This is a genomic window from Micromonospora sp. NPDC002575 (genome assembly GCF_042889525.1).
Lineage (GTDB): Bacteria > Actinomycetota > Actinomycetes > Mycobacteriales > Micromonosporaceae > Micromonospora > Micromonospora carbonacea.
On the sequence record NZ_JBIARA010000007.1, the window covers coordinates 1 to 18158 of the forward strand.

21 protein-coding genes are annotated in these 18158 nt (G+C 74.6%); 9 read left to right on the plus strand and 12 right to left on the minus strand.

The features are described from left to right. The 3 genes from ACFYWL_RS12895 to ACFYWL_RS12905 all read right to left on the minus strand — a co-directional run. Nucleotides 1-464 (minus strand): electron transfer flavoprotein subunit beta/FixA family protein (locus ACFYWL_RS12895; RefSeq protein ID WP_386971355.1); only part of this gene is annotated, 464 nt, incomplete at its 3' end. Between the two features lie 206 nt (nucleotides 465-670). Then, the gene (locus ACFYWL_RS12900; protein ID WP_198956474.1) at nucleotides 671-1084 is read right to left on the minus strand and encodes a hypothetical protein; all 414 of its coding nucleotides are present in this window, start codon (nucleotides 1082-1084) and stop codon (nucleotides 671-673) included. Beyond that, nucleotides 1081-1878, minus strand: a complete 798-nt coding sequence (locus ACFYWL_RS12905; protein ID WP_386971359.1) for a GNAT family N-acetyltransferase — start codon at nucleotides 1876-1878, stop codon at nucleotides 1081-1083. Before ACFYWL_RS12905 ends, ACFYWL_RS12900 begins: the two co-directional genes overlap by 4 nt. 11 nt (nucleotides 1879-1889) lie before the next feature. On the opposite strand from ACFYWL_RS12905, the gene ACFYWL_RS12910 reads away from it, so the two are divergent. From ACFYWL_RS12910 to ACFYWL_RS12920, 3 genes are read left to right on the plus strand one after another with little or no spacing between them, the layout of a single operon-like run. Continuing rightward, entirely contained in the window at nucleotides 1890-2312 is a 423-nt protein-coding gene (locus ACFYWL_RS12910; protein ID WP_386971362.1) for a YidH family protein, read from the plus strand. Beyond that, the gene (locus ACFYWL_RS12915) at nucleotides 2309-2626 is read left to right on the plus strand and encodes a DUF202 domain-containing protein (protein ID WP_386971364.1); all 318 of its coding nucleotides are present in this window, start codon (nucleotides 2309-2311) and stop codon (nucleotides 2624-2626) included. Before ACFYWL_RS12910 ends, ACFYWL_RS12915 begins: the two co-directional genes overlap by 4 nt. 27 nt (nucleotides 2627-2653) lie before the next feature. After that, complete coding sequence (locus ACFYWL_RS12920; protein WP_386971366.1) at nucleotides 2654-3058, plus strand: PLD nuclease N-terminal domain-containing protein; 405 nt, start codon at nucleotides 2654-2656, stop codon at nucleotides 3056-3058. A gap of 21 nt (nucleotides 3059-3079) precedes the next feature. On the opposite strand, the gene ACFYWL_RS12925 is transcribed toward ACFYWL_RS12920, so the two are convergent. The 4 genes from ACFYWL_RS12925 to ACFYWL_RS12940 all read right to left on the minus strand — a co-directional run bounded on the left by ACFYWL_RS12925 (nucleotide 3080) and on the right by ACFYWL_RS12940 (nucleotide 7462). Further along, the gene (locus ACFYWL_RS12925; protein ID WP_386971369.1) at nucleotides 3080-3889 is read right to left on the minus strand and encodes an ABC transporter permease; all 810 of its coding nucleotides are present in this window, start codon (nucleotides 3887-3889) and stop codon (nucleotides 3080-3082) included. After that, nucleotides 3886-4872: an ATP-binding cassette domain-containing protein gene (locus tag ACFYWL_RS12930; RefSeq protein ID WP_386971372.1), complete on the minus strand. Its 987-nt coding sequence runs from the start codon at nucleotides 4870-4872 to the stop codon at nucleotides 3886-3888. Before ACFYWL_RS12930 ends, ACFYWL_RS12925 begins: the two co-directional genes overlap by 4 nt. A gap of 123 nt (nucleotides 4873-4995) precedes the next feature. Then, a complete protein-coding gene (locus tag ACFYWL_RS12935; protein ID WP_386971374.1) occupies nucleotides 4996-6618 on the minus strand; it encodes an acetolactate synthase in 1623 nt (540 codons plus the stop codon). Nucleotides 6619-6688: 70 nt separating this feature from the next. Continuing rightward, the gene (locus ACFYWL_RS12940) at nucleotides 6689-7462 is read right to left on the minus strand and encodes an enoyl-CoA hydratase-related protein (RefSeq protein ID WP_386971377.1); all 774 of its coding nucleotides are present in this window, start codon (nucleotides 7460-7462) and stop codon (nucleotides 6689-6691) included. A gap of 98 nt (nucleotides 7463-7560) precedes the next feature. Between ACFYWL_RS12940 and ACFYWL_RS12945 the strand changes: the two genes are divergently transcribed. From ACFYWL_RS12945 to ACFYWL_RS12955, 3 genes are all read left to right on the plus strand, one after another. After that, nucleotides 7561-8085: a DUF6232 family protein gene (locus tag ACFYWL_RS12945; protein WP_386971380.1), complete on the plus strand. Its 525-nt coding sequence runs from the start codon at nucleotides 7561-7563 to the stop codon at nucleotides 8083-8085. Nucleotides 8086-8373: 288 nt separating this feature from the next. Then, a complete protein-coding gene (locus ACFYWL_RS12950; protein WP_278132748.1) occupies nucleotides 8374-8856 on the plus strand; it encodes a DUF6232 family protein in 483 nt (160 codons plus the stop codon). A gap of 47 nt (nucleotides 8857-8903) precedes the next feature. Then, on the plus strand, nucleotides 8904-9560 hold the full coding sequence (locus tag ACFYWL_RS12955) for a hypothetical protein (RefSeq protein ID WP_386971382.1): 657 nt from the start codon (nucleotides 8904-8906) through the stop codon (nucleotides 9558-9560). Between the two features lie 31 nt (nucleotides 9561-9591). Here ACFYWL_RS12955 and ACFYWL_RS12960 read toward each other — a convergent pair whose 3' ends face one another. Continuing rightward, nucleotides 9592-10491, minus strand: a complete 900-nt coding sequence (locus ACFYWL_RS12960; protein ID WP_386971385.1) for a ribokinase — start codon at nucleotides 10489-10491, stop codon at nucleotides 9592-9594. 48 nt (nucleotides 10492-10539) lie between these two features. Beyond that, on the minus strand, nucleotides 10540-11379 hold the full coding sequence (locus ACFYWL_RS12965) for an ABC transporter ATP-binding protein (RefSeq protein ID WP_386971389.1): 840 nt from the start codon (nucleotides 11377-11379) through the stop codon (nucleotides 10540-10542). Nucleotides 11380-11503: 124 nt separating this feature from the next. Between ACFYWL_RS12965 and ACFYWL_RS12970 the strand changes: the two genes are divergently transcribed. After that, entirely contained in the window at nucleotides 11504-12439 is a 936-nt protein-coding gene (locus ACFYWL_RS12970) for an ABC transporter ATP-binding protein (protein WP_386971392.1), read from the plus strand. After that, the gene (locus ACFYWL_RS12975) at nucleotides 12436-13443 is read left to right on the plus strand and encodes an ABC transporter permease subunit (protein WP_386971395.1); all 1008 of its coding nucleotides are present in this window, start codon (nucleotides 12436-12438) and stop codon (nucleotides 13441-13443) included. The genes ACFYWL_RS12970 and ACFYWL_RS12975 overlap by 4 nt, the downstream gene beginning before the upstream one ends. 107 nt (nucleotides 13444-13550) lie before the next feature. Here ACFYWL_RS12975 and ACFYWL_RS12980 read toward each other — a convergent pair whose 3' ends face one another. Further along, nucleotides 13551-14726: an ROK family protein gene (locus ACFYWL_RS12980; protein ID WP_386971397.1), complete on the minus strand. Its 1176-nt coding sequence runs from the start codon at nucleotides 14724-14726 to the stop codon at nucleotides 13551-13553. A gap of 162 nt (nucleotides 14727-14888) precedes the next feature. Between ACFYWL_RS12980 and ACFYWL_RS12985 the strand changes: the two genes are divergently transcribed. Continuing rightward, on the plus strand, nucleotides 14889-16367 hold the full coding sequence (locus ACFYWL_RS12985; protein WP_386971400.1) for a glycoside hydrolase family 3 N-terminal domain-containing protein: 1479 nt from the start codon (nucleotides 14889-14891) through the stop codon (nucleotides 16365-16367). Nucleotides 16368-16393: 26 nt separating this feature from the next. Here the strand turns inward: ACFYWL_RS12985 and ACFYWL_RS12990 are convergent, their stop codons facing one another. Together ACFYWL_RS12990 and ACFYWL_RS12995 are read right to left on the minus strand one after the other, a co-directional pair. Then, nucleotides 16394-17236 carry a UTRA domain-containing protein gene (locus ACFYWL_RS12990; protein WP_386971403.1) on the minus strand — a complete coding sequence of 281 codons (843 nt, stop codon included), beginning with the start codon at nucleotides 17234-17236 and terminating at the stop codon, nucleotides 16394-16396. After that, complete coding sequence (locus ACFYWL_RS12995; protein WP_386971405.1) at nucleotides 17233-18156, minus strand: DMT family transporter; 924 nt, start codon at nucleotides 18154-18156, stop codon at nucleotides 17233-17235. The genes ACFYWL_RS12990 and ACFYWL_RS12995 overlap by 4 nt, the downstream gene beginning before the upstream one ends. Nucleotides 18157-18158 lie beyond the last annotated feature (2 nt).

Genomic DNA, 18158 nt, shown 5'->3' on the forward strand with positions numbered 1-18158 from the left:
GTCAGGGTGGACCCGTCGACGGTCAGCTTGCGCGCGCCGGTCAGCGCGGCCACACCGAGGCGCTCGGCGATCATGTGCGGCATGACCTGGACCCGACCGTCGGTCGACTCGGCGCCGCAGATCACCAGGTCGGCGTTGAGTTGACCGAGGGCGGCGGCGAGCACCTTCGAGGTCGCCACGGCGCAGGACCCGTGCAGGGCGTCGTCCACGACGTGCACCGCCGCGTCCGGCCCCATCGACAGCGCCTTGCGGATCGACTCGGCCGCCCGGTCCGGACCCATGGTCAGGACCGTCACCTCGCCGCCGTGCGCCTCCTTGATCTTCAACGCCTCCTCGATGGCGTACTCGTCCATCTCGTTGATGACGTTGTTCGCCGAACCGCGGTCGACGGTGTTGTCGTCAGGACGCAGGTTGCGGTCCGCGCCCGAATCGGGCACCTGCTTGACGAGTACGACGATGTTCATCGCGCTTCGACGACCCCTCCTGTTGGTGTGGCGATCGCTCGCCAGGTCACGGGCGCAGCCTCCCGCGAAACTTAACGATCGGTCAACCACGGGCTGCTGTGCACTTGCCCACGCGCCAATGTTACCCACAAGTAGCATCGGCTTCCGGGGGCCTCAGGGTGACACAGCTCACGGCGCGCCCGGCCTCCGGGGCGCGCCGCGCAGGCTCAGGCCGGCTCGGCCAGCGCGCCCCGGATCCGGTCGATCACCTCGGCCTCGGCCGGCGTCACCCCCCGGTGCGCCCGCGCCACCCGGTCGGCGGCGGCCAGCACCAGCGACCGGTACGCCGCCACGTCCCCCGGCGACTTCGCGCGCAGGATCTCCACCGCCCGGCCCAGCGCCGGCAGCACCACCGCCTCGACCTCCAGGGCCGAGTCCCGGGGCAGCCTCGGCAGCGGGCCGGTCGTCAGCGCCTCCTTCACCGGGCCGCTCGCCCCGGCCATCGCCCCGGACGCGGCGAAGCTCTCCCGCAGCATCGCGAACATGCCCGGGTCGGCGTTCGACACCAGGAAGACCGCGCCGAACGCGCCCGTCTTCAGGGTGAGTCGTTCCTCGTCCGTCAGCGGCTGCCCCATGGTCACGGAGTGTAGATGTAGGGCGTGGTGGTGGTGACCGGGACGAGGCCCAGCCGCTGGAGGATCGGCCGGCTGTCCTCGGAGGCGTCCACCTGCAACAGGGTCCGGCCCCGCTGGGCGGCCAGCCGCGCCCGGTAGCCGACCAACGCCCGGTAGATGCCCCGGCGACGCCACTGCTTCAGCGTCGAGCCGCCCCACAGCGTCGCGAAGCCGGTGCCCGCCACGTAGCGCACCCAGCCGGCGCTGACCACGGTCTCCCCCGCCTCGGCGACCACCACCGTGATCGCCTGCGGGTCGGCGGCGATCTCCTTCGCCAGGCCCTCGACGAGGTGGCCCCGGGACTCGCCCCAGACCTCCTCCTCCATGACCGCGATGCGCTCCAGGTCGGCGCGGGCGGTGACCTCGCGCAGGCGTACCCCCTCGGGGACCACCGGGAGCGTGGCCGCCAGCGGCGCGACCGGGCCGACCACGACGGTCTCCCGCTCCTGCGGCACGAACCCGGCGGCCCGCAGCCGGTCCGGCAGGTCGGCGGGCTCGTCGTGGCCGTGCAGCTTCCACTCCACCGACTCGCCCCGCGCCCGGAAGAACTCCACCTGGCGACCGATCAGCTCGTCCAGCGCCGCCCCGGCCAGGCCGCCCAGGTCGCGGTACGTCAGGAAGCCCCCGTGGTCCAGGCCGAGGACGCGCACCAGCGGCCCGTCCCGCTCCACCGTCACGCCCTCGGGCAGCGGGTCCGGGGCCCACGCCTTGAGCTGGTTGTCGTACGCCTCGCGCAGCGTCGTCGCATCAAGATCAGTCATCCGTCCAACCTATGCCCTGGACAAAGCGGATAATCGGCGTCGTGTGGGAGACGGTGCGGCGGTGGTTCGACCCGCGGGAGCTGCGGTCGGTGGGCAGCACGCCCGACTACCGCTTCTCCCTGGCCAACGAGCGCACGTTCCTGGCCTGGCTGCGCACCGGGCTGGCCCTGGTGGCCGGCGGGCTGGCCGCCGCCCAGTTCCTCCCGCCGCTGCCGCTGGCGCACCTGCGCGAGGCGATCGCCGTCGCGCTGCTGCTGCTCGGCGGCACCGTCGCCGTGCGGGCCGTGGACCACTGGGCCCGCACCGAACGCGCCATCCGGCTCGGCGAGGAGCTGCCGGCGTCCCGCTTCCCCGCCGTGCTCGCCCTCGCCGTGGGGCTGGGCGCGGCGCTGCTGGTGATCGCGGTGCTGGCCCGCGCGGTCGGCGGCCGGTGACGGTCGGCCCGGACCCGGCCGGCGACCCGGGGCTGCAACCCGAACGCACCCGCCTCGCCTGGCGGCGCAGCCTGCTCGCGTTCACCGTCGTCACCGTGCTGACCGTCCGGCTGGCGCTCACCGGGGACGCCACCGGGGCGGTGCTGGCCGGCGCGGCGGTCGCCGGCTGGGCGGCGGCCCTCGCCCTGTGCTGGGGCCGGGCCGTCGGGTCGGGCCCGGTCCGCGCCACCTCCCGCACCATGCCGGCGCTCGCCCTCGCCGCCGCCTGGCAGGCCACGCTGGGCGTGCTGCTGACCCTGCGCGGACTGGGGTGACGGGCGCGGGTGCGCCATGATGGGGAGATGGCCCGCCTGTACGTCCTGCTCTTCCTGGTCCAGATCGCCCTCGCGGTCTGCGCGCTGATCAGCTGCCTCTCCGCCGAGGAGGGGGCGATCCGCGGGTTGCCCCGGATCGCCTGGGTGCTGATCATCCTGTTCTTCCCGCTGGTCGGCTCGATCGCCTGGTTCCTCGCCGGGCGGCACCGCCCCGCCGGCGGGCCGGGCACGCCCCGGTCGGCCCCCGGCGGCCCCCGCCGGCCGCTCGCCCCGGACGACGACCCGGAGTTCCTCGACTCCCTGGCCCAACGCACCCGGCGGCAGGACGCCGAGCTGTTCCGCCGCTGGGAGGAGGACCTGCGTCGGCGCGAGGACGACCTGCGCCGCCGCGAGGGCGACCCGCCCCGGGAGGAGAACCGCCCCGAGGTGTGACCGGGCCGCCCCCGGCAGGCGTCAGACGCGACGCCGCAGCGCCCGGACCGCCAACGGCGCGAAGACGGCGGCGAGCACGACGGCCCAGATCATCGCCTGGGTCGCCGGGCGGACCACCGGCCCGCCCACCAACAGGCCACGCAGGGCGTCGGCCAGGATCGTCACCGGGTTGACCTCGACCCAGTGCTGGAGCCAGCCCGGCATCCGGTCGGTGGGGACGAAGACGTTGCTGGTGAAGGTGAGCGGGAAGATCACCATGAACCCGAAGATCTGCACCTTGTCGGGCTCGCTGACCAGCACCCCGACCAGCACCGAGATCCACGCCGCGGCCAGCGAGAACGCGAGCAGCAGGGCGAACGCGCCGAGCAGCCCGAGCACCCCGTTGCCGAGCCGGAAGCCGAGGATCGCCCCTACGCCGATCAGCAGCGACACCGACCATGCCTGCTTGACGGTGTCGGCGAGGATCCGCCCGGCCAGCGGGGCCCAGCGGGCGATCGGCAGGGCGCGCAGCCGGTCGAACACCCCCTTGGTGAGGTCGTTGTTGAGCCCGAAACCGGTGGTCATCGTGGCGAACAGGGCGTTCTGCACGATGATGCCGGGCAGGGCGAACGTCAGGTACTCCCCCGGCGAGCCGGAGATCGCCGTGCCGAAGACGTACGTGAAGAGCAGCACGAACATCACCGGCTGGATGCTGAGGTCGAGCAGCTCCATCGGGTTGTGCTTGATCTGCACCAGGCTGCGCCAGGCCAGGGTGAGGGTGTGCCGCAGCCCGGCGCCGACGCCGAGGCGGCGGGCCGGGGCGAGCGGGGCGGTGGCGGTGGCGGCGGTCATGCCGGCGTCCTCTCCAGGTCGGCCCCGGACGGGGTGCCGGCCGACGCGTCGGGCTCGGCGCGGTGGCCGGTGAGGTGCAGGAAGACCTCGTCGAGGCTGGCGCCTCGCAGGGCCAGCTCGGCCACGGGGATCTCGGCGTCGTCGAGGCGGCGGACCACGGCGGGCAGCACCCCGGGGTCGTTGACCGCGACGGTGACGGTGTTCTGGGCGACCTCCGGGCTGGCGGCGGCGGCCTCCCCCGCGATGGCCACCACGGTCGCCAGGTCGGCCGGGTCCACCGGGCGGATCGCGAGGACCTGCCCGCCGGTCTTGGCCTTCAGCTCCTCCGGGGTGCCCTGCGCGATCACCCGGCCGTGGTCGACCACGGCGATCTCGCTGGCCAACTGGTCGGCCTCCTCCAGGTACTGCGTGGTCAGCAGCACGGTCACCCCGTCGGTGACCAGGCCGCGCACCGTGTCCCACAGGTCGTTGCGGCTGCGCGGGTCGAGCCCGGTGGTCGGCTCGTCGAGGAAGAGCACCTGCGGGCGGCCGACCAGGCTGGCGGCCAGGTCGAGGCGGCGGCGCATGCCGCCGGAGTAGGTCTTCGCCGCCCGGTCGGCGGCGTCGGCGAGCTGGAACCGGTCGAGCAGCTCCCGGGCCCGGGCCCGGGAGTCGGCCCGGGAGAACCCGAGCAGCCGGCCGATGAGCAGCAGGTTCTCCGTGCCGGTGAGCGCCTCGTCGACCGAGGCGTACTGGCCGGTGAGGCCGATGAGCTGGCGCACCCGGTGGGCGTCGCGGCGGACGTCGTACCCGCCGACGGTGGCGTGGCCGGAGTCGGCGTCGAGCAGGGTGGCGAGCACCCGCACGGTGGTGGTCTTCCCGGCCCCGTTGGGCCCGAGCAGCCCGTACACGGTCCCGCTGGGGACCGCGAGGTCGACTCCGGCGAGGGCCGTGGTGGCGCCGAAGCGTCGCACCAGGCCCTCCGCCCGGATCGCGTACGTCATGGAAACTCCCGTCGTCTGTGCATGTGTCACGCCACCCTGGCCGACGGCACTGACAAACTGCCGAGCCTCGGTTGACGTTACGACGGCAGACGGCGGGAGTCGCCCGAATTTAGCGGCCGGCGCTCAGGCCAGGTTCGACGAGCGGGGGTACGCGTCGGCCGGGTCGGTGAGCACGTTGACCAGGTACGGCACGCCGGAGGCGAAGGCCCGCTCCAGGGCCGGGGCGAGGTCGGCGGCCTTCTCGACCGTCTCGCCCGCCCCGCCGAGGGCCTCGACCACCCTGTCGTAGCGCAGGCCGGGCTGGAGGTCGGCGGCGACGTCGTAGCCGTACATGGCGCGCATCGGGTGCTTCTCCAGCCCCCAGATGCCATTGTTGCCGACCACGATCACGACGGGGAGCCGCTGGCGCACCAGGGACTCCACGTCCATCAGCGAGAAGCCGGCCGCGCCGTCGCCCATCAGCACGCAGACCTGCCGGTCCGGGTGGCTGACCCGGGCCCCCATCGCGTAGCCCATCCCGGTGCCGAGGCAGCCGTACGGGCCCGGGTCGAGCCAGGTGCCGGGCTGCGCGGGCTCCAGGTACTTGCCCGCGTACGAGACGAAGTCGCCGCCGTCGCCGATGGTGATGGCGTCGGGGGCGAGCACCCGGCGCAGCTCGCCGTAGACGCGGGCCGGGCGGATCGGGTCGGTCTCGGCGGCCATCGCCTCGGCGTCGCGGGCCTTGGCGGCGTCCTCGGCCTCGCGCAGCCGCGCGATCCAGTCGTCGTGGTCGGCCCGGTCGCCGGGGTGCTCGGCGAACGCGGTGAGGATCAGCCGCAGGTCGCCGGCGGGCGAGGCGGCCGGGGTGACGTGGGTGGCGCGCTGGCTGGGCGCGTCCACCACGTGCACGACCCGGGCGTCGCCGAAGTCGCCGAAGGCGAGCCGGAAGTCCAGCGGGGTGCCGACCACGACGACGACGTCGGCGCCGGACAGGGCGGCCCGGCGGGCCTTGGCGAAGGCCAGCGGATGCGACGGGGGCAGCGCGCCGCGCCCCATGCCGTTGGTGAACACGGGCACCCGCAGCGCCTCGGCGGCGGCGCGCAGGGCGTCGACGGCGTCCCCGGCGTACACGTCGGAGCCGGCGATGATCACCGGGCGGTGCGCGGCGGCGATCAGCCCGGCGGCCCGGGCCACCTCCTCCGGGTCGGCCTCGATCGGGGCGGGCGCGACCGCCTCGGGCAGCTCGGCGTCGCCGACGGAGAAGATCGCCTCCAGCGGGAAGTCGAGGAAGACCGGGCCCCGGTGCGGGGTGAGCGCGGTGGTCAGCGCCGCGCTGACCGCGCGCGGGATGTCGTCGACGCCGAACACCGTCTCGGCGTGCTTGGTGACGGGGGCGACCAGCGGCAGGTGGTCCATCTCCTGGAGGCTGCCGGAGCCCCAGCGGAACTGCGGGGCCCTGCCGCCGAGCACCAGCACCGGGGAGGCGTTGAAGAAGGCGCTGGTCAGGCCGGAGACGCCGTTGGTGACGCCGGGGCCGGCGGTGAGCACGGCGAGGCCGGGGCGGCGGTTGAGCTTGGCCACCGCCTCGGCCGCGAACACCGCCGACTGCTCGTGCCGCACGTCGTAGAGCGGGAAGCCGGCGGTGTGCGCCGCGTCGTAGAGCGGGAAGACGTGCCCGCCGGAGAGGGTGAACATCTCGCGTACGCCGTGCGCGCGCAGCGCCGCGAGGGCCAACTGTCCGCCGTGACCCTCGACCCGCTCCGTCATCGCCGCTCCCCTCGCCGTGGCCGGAGTCACACGCTACTGGCCGGTAGGCGAAATGTGAACCTGGCTCGGATCAGCGGCCGGTGAAGTCGGGCTTGCGCTTCTCGACGAAGGCGGCCATGCCCTCGCGCCGGTCGTCGGTGGCGAACAGCGCCGCGAAGAGCTGGGTCTCCCAGGCCAGGCCCGAGGTGAGGTCCATGTCCAGGCCGGCGTCGACCGCCAGCTTCGCCGCCCGCAGCGCCTGCGCCGGCCCGTTCAGGTACGGGGTGACCAGCTCGACGGCGGCGGCGTACACGTCGGCGGCCGGCACGACCCGGTCGGCCAGGCCGATCCGCAGCGCCTCCTGGGCGTCCACCATCCGGCCCGACATGATCAGGTCCTTCGCGCGGGCCGGGCCGACGAGCCGGGCCAGCCGCTGGGTGCCGCCCGCGCCGGGGATGACGCCCAGCTTGATCTCCGGCTGGCCGAGCTTCGCGTCCTCGGCCACCACCCGCCAGTCGCAGGCCAGCGCCAGCTCACAGCCGCCGCCGAGGGCGTACCCGGTGATCGCGGCGACCACCGGCTTGGGGATCCGGGCGAACGCGCCGAGCGCGCTGGACAGGTCCGCCGCCCGCTCCGCCATGTCCACGTAGGACATGACGGCCATCTCCTTGATGTCCGCGCCGGCCGCGAAGACCTTCTCGCCGCCGTACACGATGACGGCGCGGACCCCGGGGTCGGCGGTGGCCTCCGCAGCGGCGGCGCGCAACTCCTCCTGGACCTGCTTGTTCAGCGCGTTCATCGGCGGCCGGTCCAACCGGATGGTGCCGATGCCGTCCCTGGTCTCCAGCCGCACGAACTCGCTCACGCTGCCCTCACTTCCTCGTCGAAGTCGCGTGCCAACACTACGGCCCAGATCGTTGGGGCAGATAGTCTGATGTCCGCCCCGCCCCACCGGAGGCCGCCATGGTCACGTACTACGACGACAGGTCGGTGCAGGTCACCTCCACGGCCGTACGGGTGGACGGCCGGACGTACCCGCTGGCCGAGATCAGCATGGTCTGGCACCTGCGCGGCAGCCGGTCCTGGCGGGTGCTCGCCGGCCGGGGCGCGATCGGCGCGGCGCTCGCCGGCCCGCTGGTCGCCGCCGCGCTGGGGGTGGCGCTCGCGCTGTGGCTGCACCGCTCGCTGACCGTCACGATCGCCATCGTGGGGGCGTCCGTGCTGGTCGGGCTCGCCGTCGGTCCGGTCGCCGACTTCCTCTTCGAGCACCTGGACCGCTCGTACGCCCGGGGCAGCCGCCAGTTGGAGCTGTGGGCCCGTTGGCGGGGCCAGCCGGTGCGGCTGGTGCAGACGGGCGACGCGCTGCGCTTCGGGCAGATCTACCGGGCGGTGCAGCGGGCGGTGGAGGCCGGGCTGGCAAGCCAGGCAAGCCAGGCAGGGCAGGCGGGGCAGGCGGGGCAGGCAGGGCCGGTTCGGTCGGACCGGTAGCCGCTCGCCTGGGAACGTCGTCCGGTCCCGCGCCGCCCCGGACCCCGCCCCTCGCCAGGGGCTTGCGCCGCGGTATGGAGCTGATGTCGTAGATGGATCAGGCCGGTCCCGGCCACGGGTCCGGCCACCGGCCCTCGCCCTGGCCCTGGCCCTCGGGTCCCGACCTCGGGTCAGGCCCTCGGCGACATCGGGACCGGCCCGGGCGATGTCGTGAACGACTCAGCTCCATACGGCGCCGGACGTCCCTCGCGGCTGGGCGAGCGCGCCCCGCGGCGGTTAGGCTTGGTGATGGCCATCTATTACCAGGACGACGCGGTGCAGGTGACCTCCGAGTCGATCCGGGTGGGCGGCCACACCATCCTGCTCGCCGACGTCACCTATGTCTGGCACGCGCGCGGGCGCACCACCCTCGCCGTGCGTGGGCGCGTGATCGGCCGGGGCGTGCTGGTGCTCCTGCTGTCGCTGCCGCCGCTGGTGGCGCTGGTCTGCGTGGTGTCGCTCGCCTGGTCGGCGCAGGACCGGGGCAACTGGACCCTCGCCCTGATCATCCTGGCCGCCTGCGCGGTCGGGGCGCTGGCCCTGGTCCCGTTCCTGGAGGTGCCGCTCGGCTGGCTCGACCGCTCGTACGAGCGGGGCAACCGGGTCAACGAGCTGTGGGTGCAGCACCACGGCCGGGAGGTGATGCTGCTGAGCACGCCGGACGCGCTGCGGTTCGGGCAGATCTACCGCGCCGTGCAGCGGGCCGTGGAGCAGCAGGGCGACCGGGGCTGACCGGGGCTGACCGGGCGGCGCTGGCCCACCCGACGCACACTGGAGGCATGGTGATCCCCCTCCCCCGGCCGTCCGCCGTCGTCGGCCTCACCCGCTCCGCCCTCGACCAGGCGCTCGGCTCGGCGGCCTCCGTCGCCGCCCTCCCAGCCCGCGCCTTCGCGGTGCTCGACGGGGTGGAGGCCCTGCTGGCCCGGATCAACGGGGTGGTGGACCGGATCGAGGGGACGCTGGACCGCACCGACCGGGTGCTCGACAGCGCCACCGAGGTCGCCGCCGCCGCTGCCGTGGTGGTCGCCGAGGCCGACGCGGTGGCCCGGCACGCGGCCGGGACGGTGACCGCCGTCGCCGAGACCGCGACGGCCGCCGCCGGCACCGTGACCGCCGCCGCCGAGGCGGCCGGCACCGCCGCCGAGCTGCTGGCCGCGTACGAGCCGGCGCTGCGCCGGGGCGCGCCGATGGCGGCCCGGTTCGTCGAGCAGCTCAGCCACGAGGAGGTGACCGCCGCCATCCGCCTCGTCGACGAGCTGCCCAAGCTCAAGGAGCACCTGACCGCCGACATCCTGCCGATCCTGGCGACGCTGGACCGGGTGGGCCCCGACCTGCACGACCTGCTCGACGTCACCCGGGACCTGAAGCTCGCCGTGGCCGGCATCCCCGGCCTCGGCATGCTCCGCCGCCGGGGCGAGAAGCTGACCGACGAGTGAGCCGGCCCGCCGGGTGAGGCCGGCGGTCAGCTCAGGCCGGCGGGGCGTAGAGCTGGTCGATCTCGGCCCGGCTGGGCAGGGCCACGGACGCGCCGAGCCGGCGTACGCAGGCCGCGCCGGCCGCCGCCGCCCAGTGCACCGCCGCCCGCAGGTCCCGCCCCTCGCCCCAGGCCACCGCGAGCGCGGCCGTGAACGCGTCCCCGGCGGCGGTCGAGTCGACCACCTCGACCCGCACCGCCGGGACGTGGGCCGGCGCGGCGTCGCGTTCGACGTACCAGGCGCCCTCGCCGCCGAGGGTCAGCACCGCGCGGGGCACCAGCGCGAGCAGGGCGCCCGGGTCGTCGCGCCCGACGCCGGTGAGCGTGCGCGCCTCGTTCTCGTTGACCACCAGCAGGTCCACGGCGTCGAGCAGCTCCGCCGGCACGTGCCGGGCGGGCGCGGCGTTGAGGATCACCCGGGTGCCGGCGGCCCGGGCGGCCAGGGCCGCCTCGGTCACCGTCGCGACGGGGATCTCCAGCTGGGCGACCAGGACGTCCGCGTCGCGTACGGCGGCCAGCTCGCCCTCGGTGAGGCCGGTGAACGCGGCGTTCGCGCCGGGGGTGACCAGGATGGCGTTCTCGCCGTCGGCGCTGACCATGACCAGGGCGACGCCGGACGCCCCGTAGACCACCCGGAGGTGGCCGGTGTCGACGCCCGCCGCCGTGATCCGGGCCCGCAGGGTCACCCCGAACGCGTCGGAGCCGATCGCGCCGAGGAAGGCGCAGGACGCGCCGGCCCGCACTGCGGCGACCGCCTGGTTGGCCCCCTTGCCGCCGGGCACCATGACGAAGTCGCTGCCGAGCACCGTCTCGCCGGGGCGGGGCAGGGCCCCTGCGGTGGCCACCAGGTCCATGTTGGCGCTGCCCACGACGGCGACGCGGGTCTGCCGCACGGTTGCCTCCCTTGCTCCGGCCGATGCGGGCCGCTGCGGGCTCGCGCCTCAGGCGGCGCGGGCCGTCCAGCGGTCGCCGTGGCGCTCGACAGTCAGCGGCAGGCCGAAGGTCTTGGCGAGATTGTCGGCGGTGAGGGTGTCGCCGAGCAGCCCCTGGGCCACCGCGACGCCCTCGCGCAGCAGCAGCGCGTGGGTGAACCCGGGCGGGATCTCCTCGACGTGGTGGGTGACCAGGACCAGCGCCGGGGCGTCGGGGTCGTACGCCAGCTCGGCCAGCCGGGCCACCAGGTCCTCGCGCCCGCCCAGGTCGAGCCCGGCGGCCGGCTCGTCGAGCAGCAGCAGCTCGGGGTCGGTCATCAGCGCGCGGGCGATCTGCACCCGCTTACGCTCCCCCTCGGACAGGGTGCCGAAGGGGCGGTCGGCGAGGTGCCCGACGCCGAGCTGACCGAGCAGGGCGCGGGCCCGCGCCTCGTCGCCGGGGTCGTAGCTCTCCCGCCACCGCCCGACCACCGACCAGGCGGCGGTGACCACCACGTCGGTGACCCGCTCCTCGGCGGGCACCTGCCCGGCGAGGGCGGCGGTGGACAGGCCGATGCGGGTGCGCAGCTCGTTGATGTCGGTGCGGCCGATGCGCTCGCCCAGCACGTGGGCGACGCCGGTCGTCGGGTGCAGCCGGCCGGCGGCCAGGTTCAGCAGGGTGGTCTTGCCGGCTCCGTTGGGGCCCAGCACGACCCAGCGCTCGTCCAGCTCGACCCGCCAGTGCACGTCGTGCAGCAGCGCGGTGCCGGACCGGCGTACGCCGACGCCGTCCAGGCTGACCACCAGATCCGCGTCCACGGGGCTGGCGGGGGCGGCGGCGGGGGCGCCGGGGATCAGGTCACCAGTCACCCGCCCATCCAACCACGCACCGCCACACCGCCCCCCACGGGCGGCGTCCACACCCTAGGGTGGGGCGCCGTGTCGTTGGTCACCGCACGGGGGAGGCGCGGATGTCACACCGGGAGCACGTCGGATGAGCGCGGTCATCGAGATCGAGGGGCTGCGCAAGGCGTTCCACGGCCCGTACCGGAGCCGGCACGTCGCCGTGGACGGCTTCGACCTGCTGGTGGGGCGGGGTGAGGTGCACGGCTTCCTCGGGCCGAACGGCTCGGGCAAGACCACCACCCTGCGCGCCCTGCTCGGCCTGGTCCGCGCCGACTCCGGCCGGATGCGGCTGTTCGGCGAGGACGTCCCGCGCGCGCAGGCGCGGGTGGCCGCCCGGGTCGGCGCGATCGTGGAGACCCCGCAGTTCTTCGGCAACTTCACCGGGCACCGCACGCTGCGGCTGCTCGCCCTGGCCGGCGGGGTGCCGACCCGGCGGGTGGACGAGGTGCTGGCGCAGGTGGGGCTGCTCGACCGGAGCGAGGACGACGTGCGGGGCTACTCGCTGGGCATGCGGCAGCGGCTCGCGGTGGCCTCGGCGCTGCTCAAGGAGCCGGAGTTGCTGATTCTCGACGAGCCGGCGAACGGGCTGGACCCGGCCGGCATCCGGGAGATGCGGGACCTGATGCGGTCGCTGGCCGACGCGGGGGTGACCGTCCTGGTGTCCAGCCACATCCTCGGCGAGATCCAGCTGATCTGCGACCACGTGACGATCGTCTCGGCGGGGCGGCGGGTGGCCTCCGGCCCGGTCGCGGAGGTCCTGGCCGGCCACGACCAGCACGAGTGGCTGGTCCGGGTGCCGGAGCCCGACCGGGCGGCGGAGCTGCTGCGCGCCGCCGACCTGGCGGTGGACGAGCGCCCCGATCACCTGGTGGTCGGCGGGGTGTCCGACGCCGGCGAGGTCAGCCGGCTGCTCGGCGAGCAGGGGCTGTGGGTACGCGAACTGGTCCCGCTGCGGCCGGACCTGGAGAGCGTCTTCTTGGAGCTTACCGACGGCGGCGCGCACGACGGGGAGGCGGGGGCATGAACCTGGTCCGGGCCGAGTGGGAACGGCTGGCGGCGCGCCGGTTCGTGCGGCTCATGCTGGCGCTGCTGGTGCTGGCGTTCGCGATCACGGCGGCGACCACGCTGGTGGGTTCGCACCGGCCGTCGTTCACCGAGATCGCCTCGGCGCGGCACAGCGCCATCGCGGATCGGCAGGCGTTGGAGGAGACGTTCCAGCAGTGCTTGGCGGCCGTACGCGGGACGCTGCCGCCGGAGGAGGCCCAGGACTACCCGCCGGACTGTTCGGTGTTCGACCCGGGGCAGCGCGACCGGCTGCCGGTGGCCGCCGACTATCTCCACGGGGTGTTCACCTTCGCCGACCAGGCCCGGCCGCTGCTCTACCTCCTCGTCTTGTTCCTGGTGCTGTTCGGGTTCCTGGTGGGTGCGTCGTACATCGGGGCGGACCTGTCCACCGGCGGGGTGGTGAACCTGTTGATCTGGCGGCCCCGGCGGCTCGCCGTGCTCGGCGCGAAGCTGGGCACCCTGCTGGGTGCGCTGACGCTGCTGTCGGTGCTGGCGTCGGCGGCGTACCTGGGGGTGTTCTGGCTGATCGGGCAGGGCGCCGGGCTGCCCGGGGAGACGGGCGGCGACTTCTGGCCGACGCTGGCGCTGGTCTGGCTGCGCGGGCTGGTGCTGGTGCTGCTCGTCGCGACGGCCGGCTTCGCCCTGGCCACGCTGGGCCGGCGGACGGCGGCGGCGCTCGGCGCGGTGACCGCGTACGCGGTGGTGTGGGAGCTGGGCCTTCGGGTGGTGGTGGAGGTGGTGAGCCTGCCGCGCGGCGAGGACTGGATGCTCTCCACGTATCTCGACGCCTGGCTGACGGGCCAGGCCCGGCTCTCCGACGCGACCGCCTGTCGGGGGATGAGCAGCTACTGCGACGGCAGCTACCAGATCGGCTGGGGGCTCGGGTTGGCGGTGCTGCTGGCGGTCGTCGGCGCGCTGACGGCGGCGGCGTTCGGCGCGTTCCGCCGCCGCGACCTCGGCTGAGCCGCCCACCAGGCGCGGCACCTGACCTGAGCCGCCCACCAGGCGCGGCAACTCCTTGCAGCCCATCGCCCGGTGGTGAAGAATTCCTTCACATGAGCCGCGCGGGGTCAGCCCACGGTGCTGCCGAAGACCTCGTCGCGCACCGCGTCCAGGGCCGTGCGCAGGGCGCCGTGCAGGATCGGTTCCTCGGTCAGCCCGGTCGGCACCACCCGGGGGCGCACCAGGGTGATCGCGGCCACCTCGTGCTGCACCCGCTCGGCCAGCGCCGCACCGCCGGCCTGGCCGACCTCGCCCGCGAGCACCACCAGCGGCGGGTCGAGCACCACGCAGGTGCTCGCCACGCCCAGGGCCAACCGGCGGGCCAGCTCGTCGAGCAGCGGGCCGCCCGTGGTGCCGGCGGCGATGGCCGCGCGCACCGCGTCCGCCGCCGACTCGGCCGGCAGCCCGTGCTCCCGGGCCACGGCGAGCACCGCGTCCGCCCCGGCGAGCTGCTGGAACGCCGGCTTGGCCCGGCGCGACACGTCGCGCGGGATGGGCACGCCGGGCACCGGCAGGTAGCCGATCTCGCCGGCCGCGCCGCTGCTGCCGTGGTGCAGCCGGCCGCCGAGCATGATCGCCAGGCCGATGCCCGCGCCCACCCAGACCAGCACGAAGTCGCGGTTCTCCCGGGCCGCCCCCGACTGCGCCTCGGCCACGGCGGCCAGGTTGACGTCGTTCTCGAAGACCACCGGGGTGGCCAGGTCCTCGCGCAGCGCGGCGAGCAGGCCCCGGTGCCAGCGCGGCAGGTTGAACGCGAACGTGATGTCGCCGCTGGCCGGGTCGACCAGGCCGGGGGTGCCCAGCACCACCCGGCGCACGCTGGACAGCTCCGCGCCGGCGCCGCTCGCCGCCTGCACGACGGCGTTGTGCACCACCCCGACCGGGTCGTCGGTGTCCCGGGTGGACTGCTCCACCCGGGACACGACCGTCCCGGTGATGTCCGCGCAGGCGGCCACCACCCGCTCGGCGCCGACGTCCACCCCGACCACGTACGCCGAGCCCGGCCGGACGGCGTACAACTGGGCGTTCGGGCCCCGCCCGCCGGCCTGCTCGCCGACCCGGGCGACCAGGCCACGCTCCTCCAGCCGCTCCACGAGCTGGGAGGCGGTGACCTTGGACAGCCCGGTCAGCTCGCCGAGCCGCGCCCGGGTCAGCGGCCCCTGCTCCAGCAGCAGCTCCAGCGCCGCGCGGTCGTTGAGCGCCCGCAACAGGCGGGGGGTGCCGGGCAGCCGGGTCGCACTCATGCCACGTCCTCAATTTTTCGTAAACTTTGCTAACCAAACCGACACGCGGGTGACCGTAGCGTAACGGCCACCCCGAACCTGGGTACTCGGACGACCCGGCACCAGCCGCCGCCTCCGGTACGACGGCCGCGTCCGACCGGGCACGGCAGAGGGGAGACCTCCGTGGGGACCGATCCTGGACTGCGCCGGCTCGCGCTGGGCACGCTGCTCGCCGCGTACCCGGGGCCGGTCCCGCCGGACTGGGCCGTCGACCTGGTCGCCGAGGGGCTCGCCGGGCACACCCTGTTCGGCACGAACGTGCACGACCCGGCCCAGGTGGCGGCGAGCACCGCCGCGTTGCGCGCCGCCCGCCCCGACGTGCTGGTCGCCATCGACGAGGAGGGCGGGGACGTGACCCGCCTCGCCCACGCGACCGGCAGCCCGTACCCGGGCAACGCCGCCCTCGGCGCGGTCGACGACCCGGCGCTGACCGGGCGGGTGTACGCGGCCATCGGCGGCGAGCTGGCCGCCCTGGGGATCACCGTGGACCTCGCCCCGACCGTGGACGTGAACACCGCCGACGAGAACCCGGTGATCGGCACCCGCTCCTTCGGCGCGGACCCGGCCCTGGTGGCCGTCCACTCGGCCGCCGCCGTCGCCGGCCTCCAGTCGGCCGGCGTGGCCGCCTGCGCCAAGCACTTCCCCGGGCACGGCGCGACGGTCGCCGACAGCCACCACGAGCTGCCCACCGTCGACGCGTCCCCGGCGGTGCTGCGCGAGCGCGACCTGCCCCCGTTCGCGGCGGTCGTCGACGCCGGGGTCCTGTCGATCATGACCGCGCACATCCGGGTGCCCGCGCTCACCGGCGACGGCCCGGCCACCTTCAGCCGCCCGGTCCTGGTCGACCTGCTCCGCCGCGAGCTGGGCTTCACCGGGGCGGTGATCACCGACGCGCTGGAGATGAAGGGCGCGGCGCTGGCCGCCGGCGGCGTCGGCCCGGCCGCCGTCCTGGCGCTGGCCGCCGGGGCGGACCTGCTCTGCATCGGCGCGCGGGTGGACGCCGGCCTGGTCGAGCGGGTCGCCGCCGAGATCGTCGCCGCGATCGGCGACGGCCGGCTGGACCGGGCCCGGGTCGAGCAGGCCGCCGGCCGGGCCGCCGCGCTCGCCGCCGCTTCGCAGGCCGCCGCGGTCGCCGCCGCGGCCCGGGCCGCCGGCACGCCGGGCCCCGCCCCCACCGACCTGGGGTACGCCGCCGCGGGGCGCGCCGTCCGCGTGGAGGGCGACGTCAGCGGGCTGGGCCGGCCCCTCGTCGTGCGGCTGGACGCCGCGACCACGATCGCGCAGGGGCGGGTGCCGTGGGGCCTCGGCCCGCACCTGACCGGGCCGGAGGAGATCCGGGTGGTGGCCGCCGAGGCGGACGCGGCGGCCCTGCGCGCCCTCGCCGGTGACCGGCCGATCGTGCTGGTCGGCCGGCACCTGCACCGGCTGCCGGGCGGCGCGGCGCTGGTGGACGCGCTGGCCGCCGCGCACCCGGTGGTCGTGGTCGAGATGGGCTGGCCGGGGCGGTGGCGGCCGGCGGGGGCGTGCGCCTTCGTCACCACGTACGGCGCGAGCCACGCCAACGGCCGCGCGGCGGCCCGGGCGCTCGGCCTGACCGCCTGACAGACCTGCCGCCGGCGGTCCCGAGGTCAATCGTCCAGCGCCACCGCATACCGGATCGCCATGAGGTCGGAACGCATGACGATGCGGGTCAGCTCCAAGGGCATGCCGTCGACGTCCGATGCGGTCTGCAGAACGACCATCACCGGTACGCCCGGGGGAAGTCCCAGTACGACTGATTCCTCCCGCGTGGGAAACCGGGTGGTGACCTGTTCTCTGACGCGCGCCGTCCGGTGCCCGAGATCCTCCGACGTGCCCACGATCTTGAGAGGTAGGTACGTCTGGCTGAGTTGCACCGGCTCGCCGTCGGCGTAGTACCGGTTCTCCAGACAGAGGACCTGGTCCTCTGCCTCCAGCGACAAAGATCGAGCAATGTCGGTAGGCGCCGATCGAACGAATGCGGCACCGCACTCGACGTGTGCCGTGCGCCCCTGGGCGGCGGCTTCCCGCTGAAACAGGGACGGGCCGGCTCGCCGTGGACAGCGTACGGCACCGAGACGCACGAGCGGCGGCCGACCACGTACGAAGATCTCATGGAGCCTGCTCGCGAGCTGCGCCAACTCGGACGCGTTGGCGGCTCCCCACCGCGCTGCTTGGCCCTCCCCCGGCGGCTGCTCTCGGAGAGCGCGCCCACGTCCCGGTTGCTTGATCTTGGGCCGTTCGGTCACCAGCCCCGCAAGCCGGCCATCGGCGCGTAGTCCCTTGTCGAGATCCTTGGCGACGTGCATGGTGGGTTGCTTTATGCCGGTCTCGATGTCCCACAGGTAGGTGTGTGAGTAGTGGACCACCCTCGCCAACCTGCGGAACGACAGCCCCTGCTCCTGCCGGAGTTGCCGCATGACAAGGGGGAAGCTCGGGTCGACAACGATCATCTGGCCCTCTCTCGATCAAGCGGAGATTCGACCTCGTCGGCGACGGGCCTGGTTTCGGGGCGCTTCATCAGCGCCACCCCGCCGAGGACGAGGAGCGCGCCAACGACCATTGACACGGTCACCTGCTCGGCGGCGACCAGAACGCCGAGGACCACAGCGACCACCGGCAGGAGGTACGTGGTGGCGGACGCGACGGTCGGCCCCTCGTCGCCGATGAGCCGGTAGTTCAACACGTAGGCCACGCCTGTGCCGAGGATGCCCAGCACCACCAGGCTGACCACCGCGTCGAGTCGCCAGTGGGGTGCCGTCAGCCCGCCGAGTGGCAGCGCCAGGCCCATGAGCGCCGTCCCGGCCGCGAGTTGCGCGGCGGACAGCACGATCGGCGACAGGCCGCTCCCCGTGAGAAACCTGCCCATGTAGACGTAGGAGACGCCGTAGCTTGCGGACGCGGAGAGGATCGCCAGCCCACCCGGGCCGGCAAGCCCTCCGACCGACTCCCCCGGGACGAGGATGACCAGAGTTCCGATGAAGCCGAGGGTCAACCCCGCACCCCGCCGCCAGGTGACGGTGCGATCAGTTCCCGCCAGGAAGGCAACCAACGCCGTCCAAAGCGGGGTCGTCGCGTTGAGCACACCGGCCAGATGAGAATCGACCGTGCGCTCGCCGACGCCGAAGAGGGTGTAGGGAATCGCGTTGGCGACCAGTGCCGCCACGGACAGGTGCCCCCACGTCGCGCGTTCGACCGGGAACCGAAGACCTCGATGCAGCGCCAGGGGGATGAGGACAAGTGAGCCGAGGGCGAGACGCACGAACACGATCTGCACCGGAGAGAAACCCCGCAGCGCCAACTTGATCCACAGGAATCCGGACCCCCACAGCAACGCGAGTGCCGCCAGCCGAGCCATGCTGCTGCGACTCATCG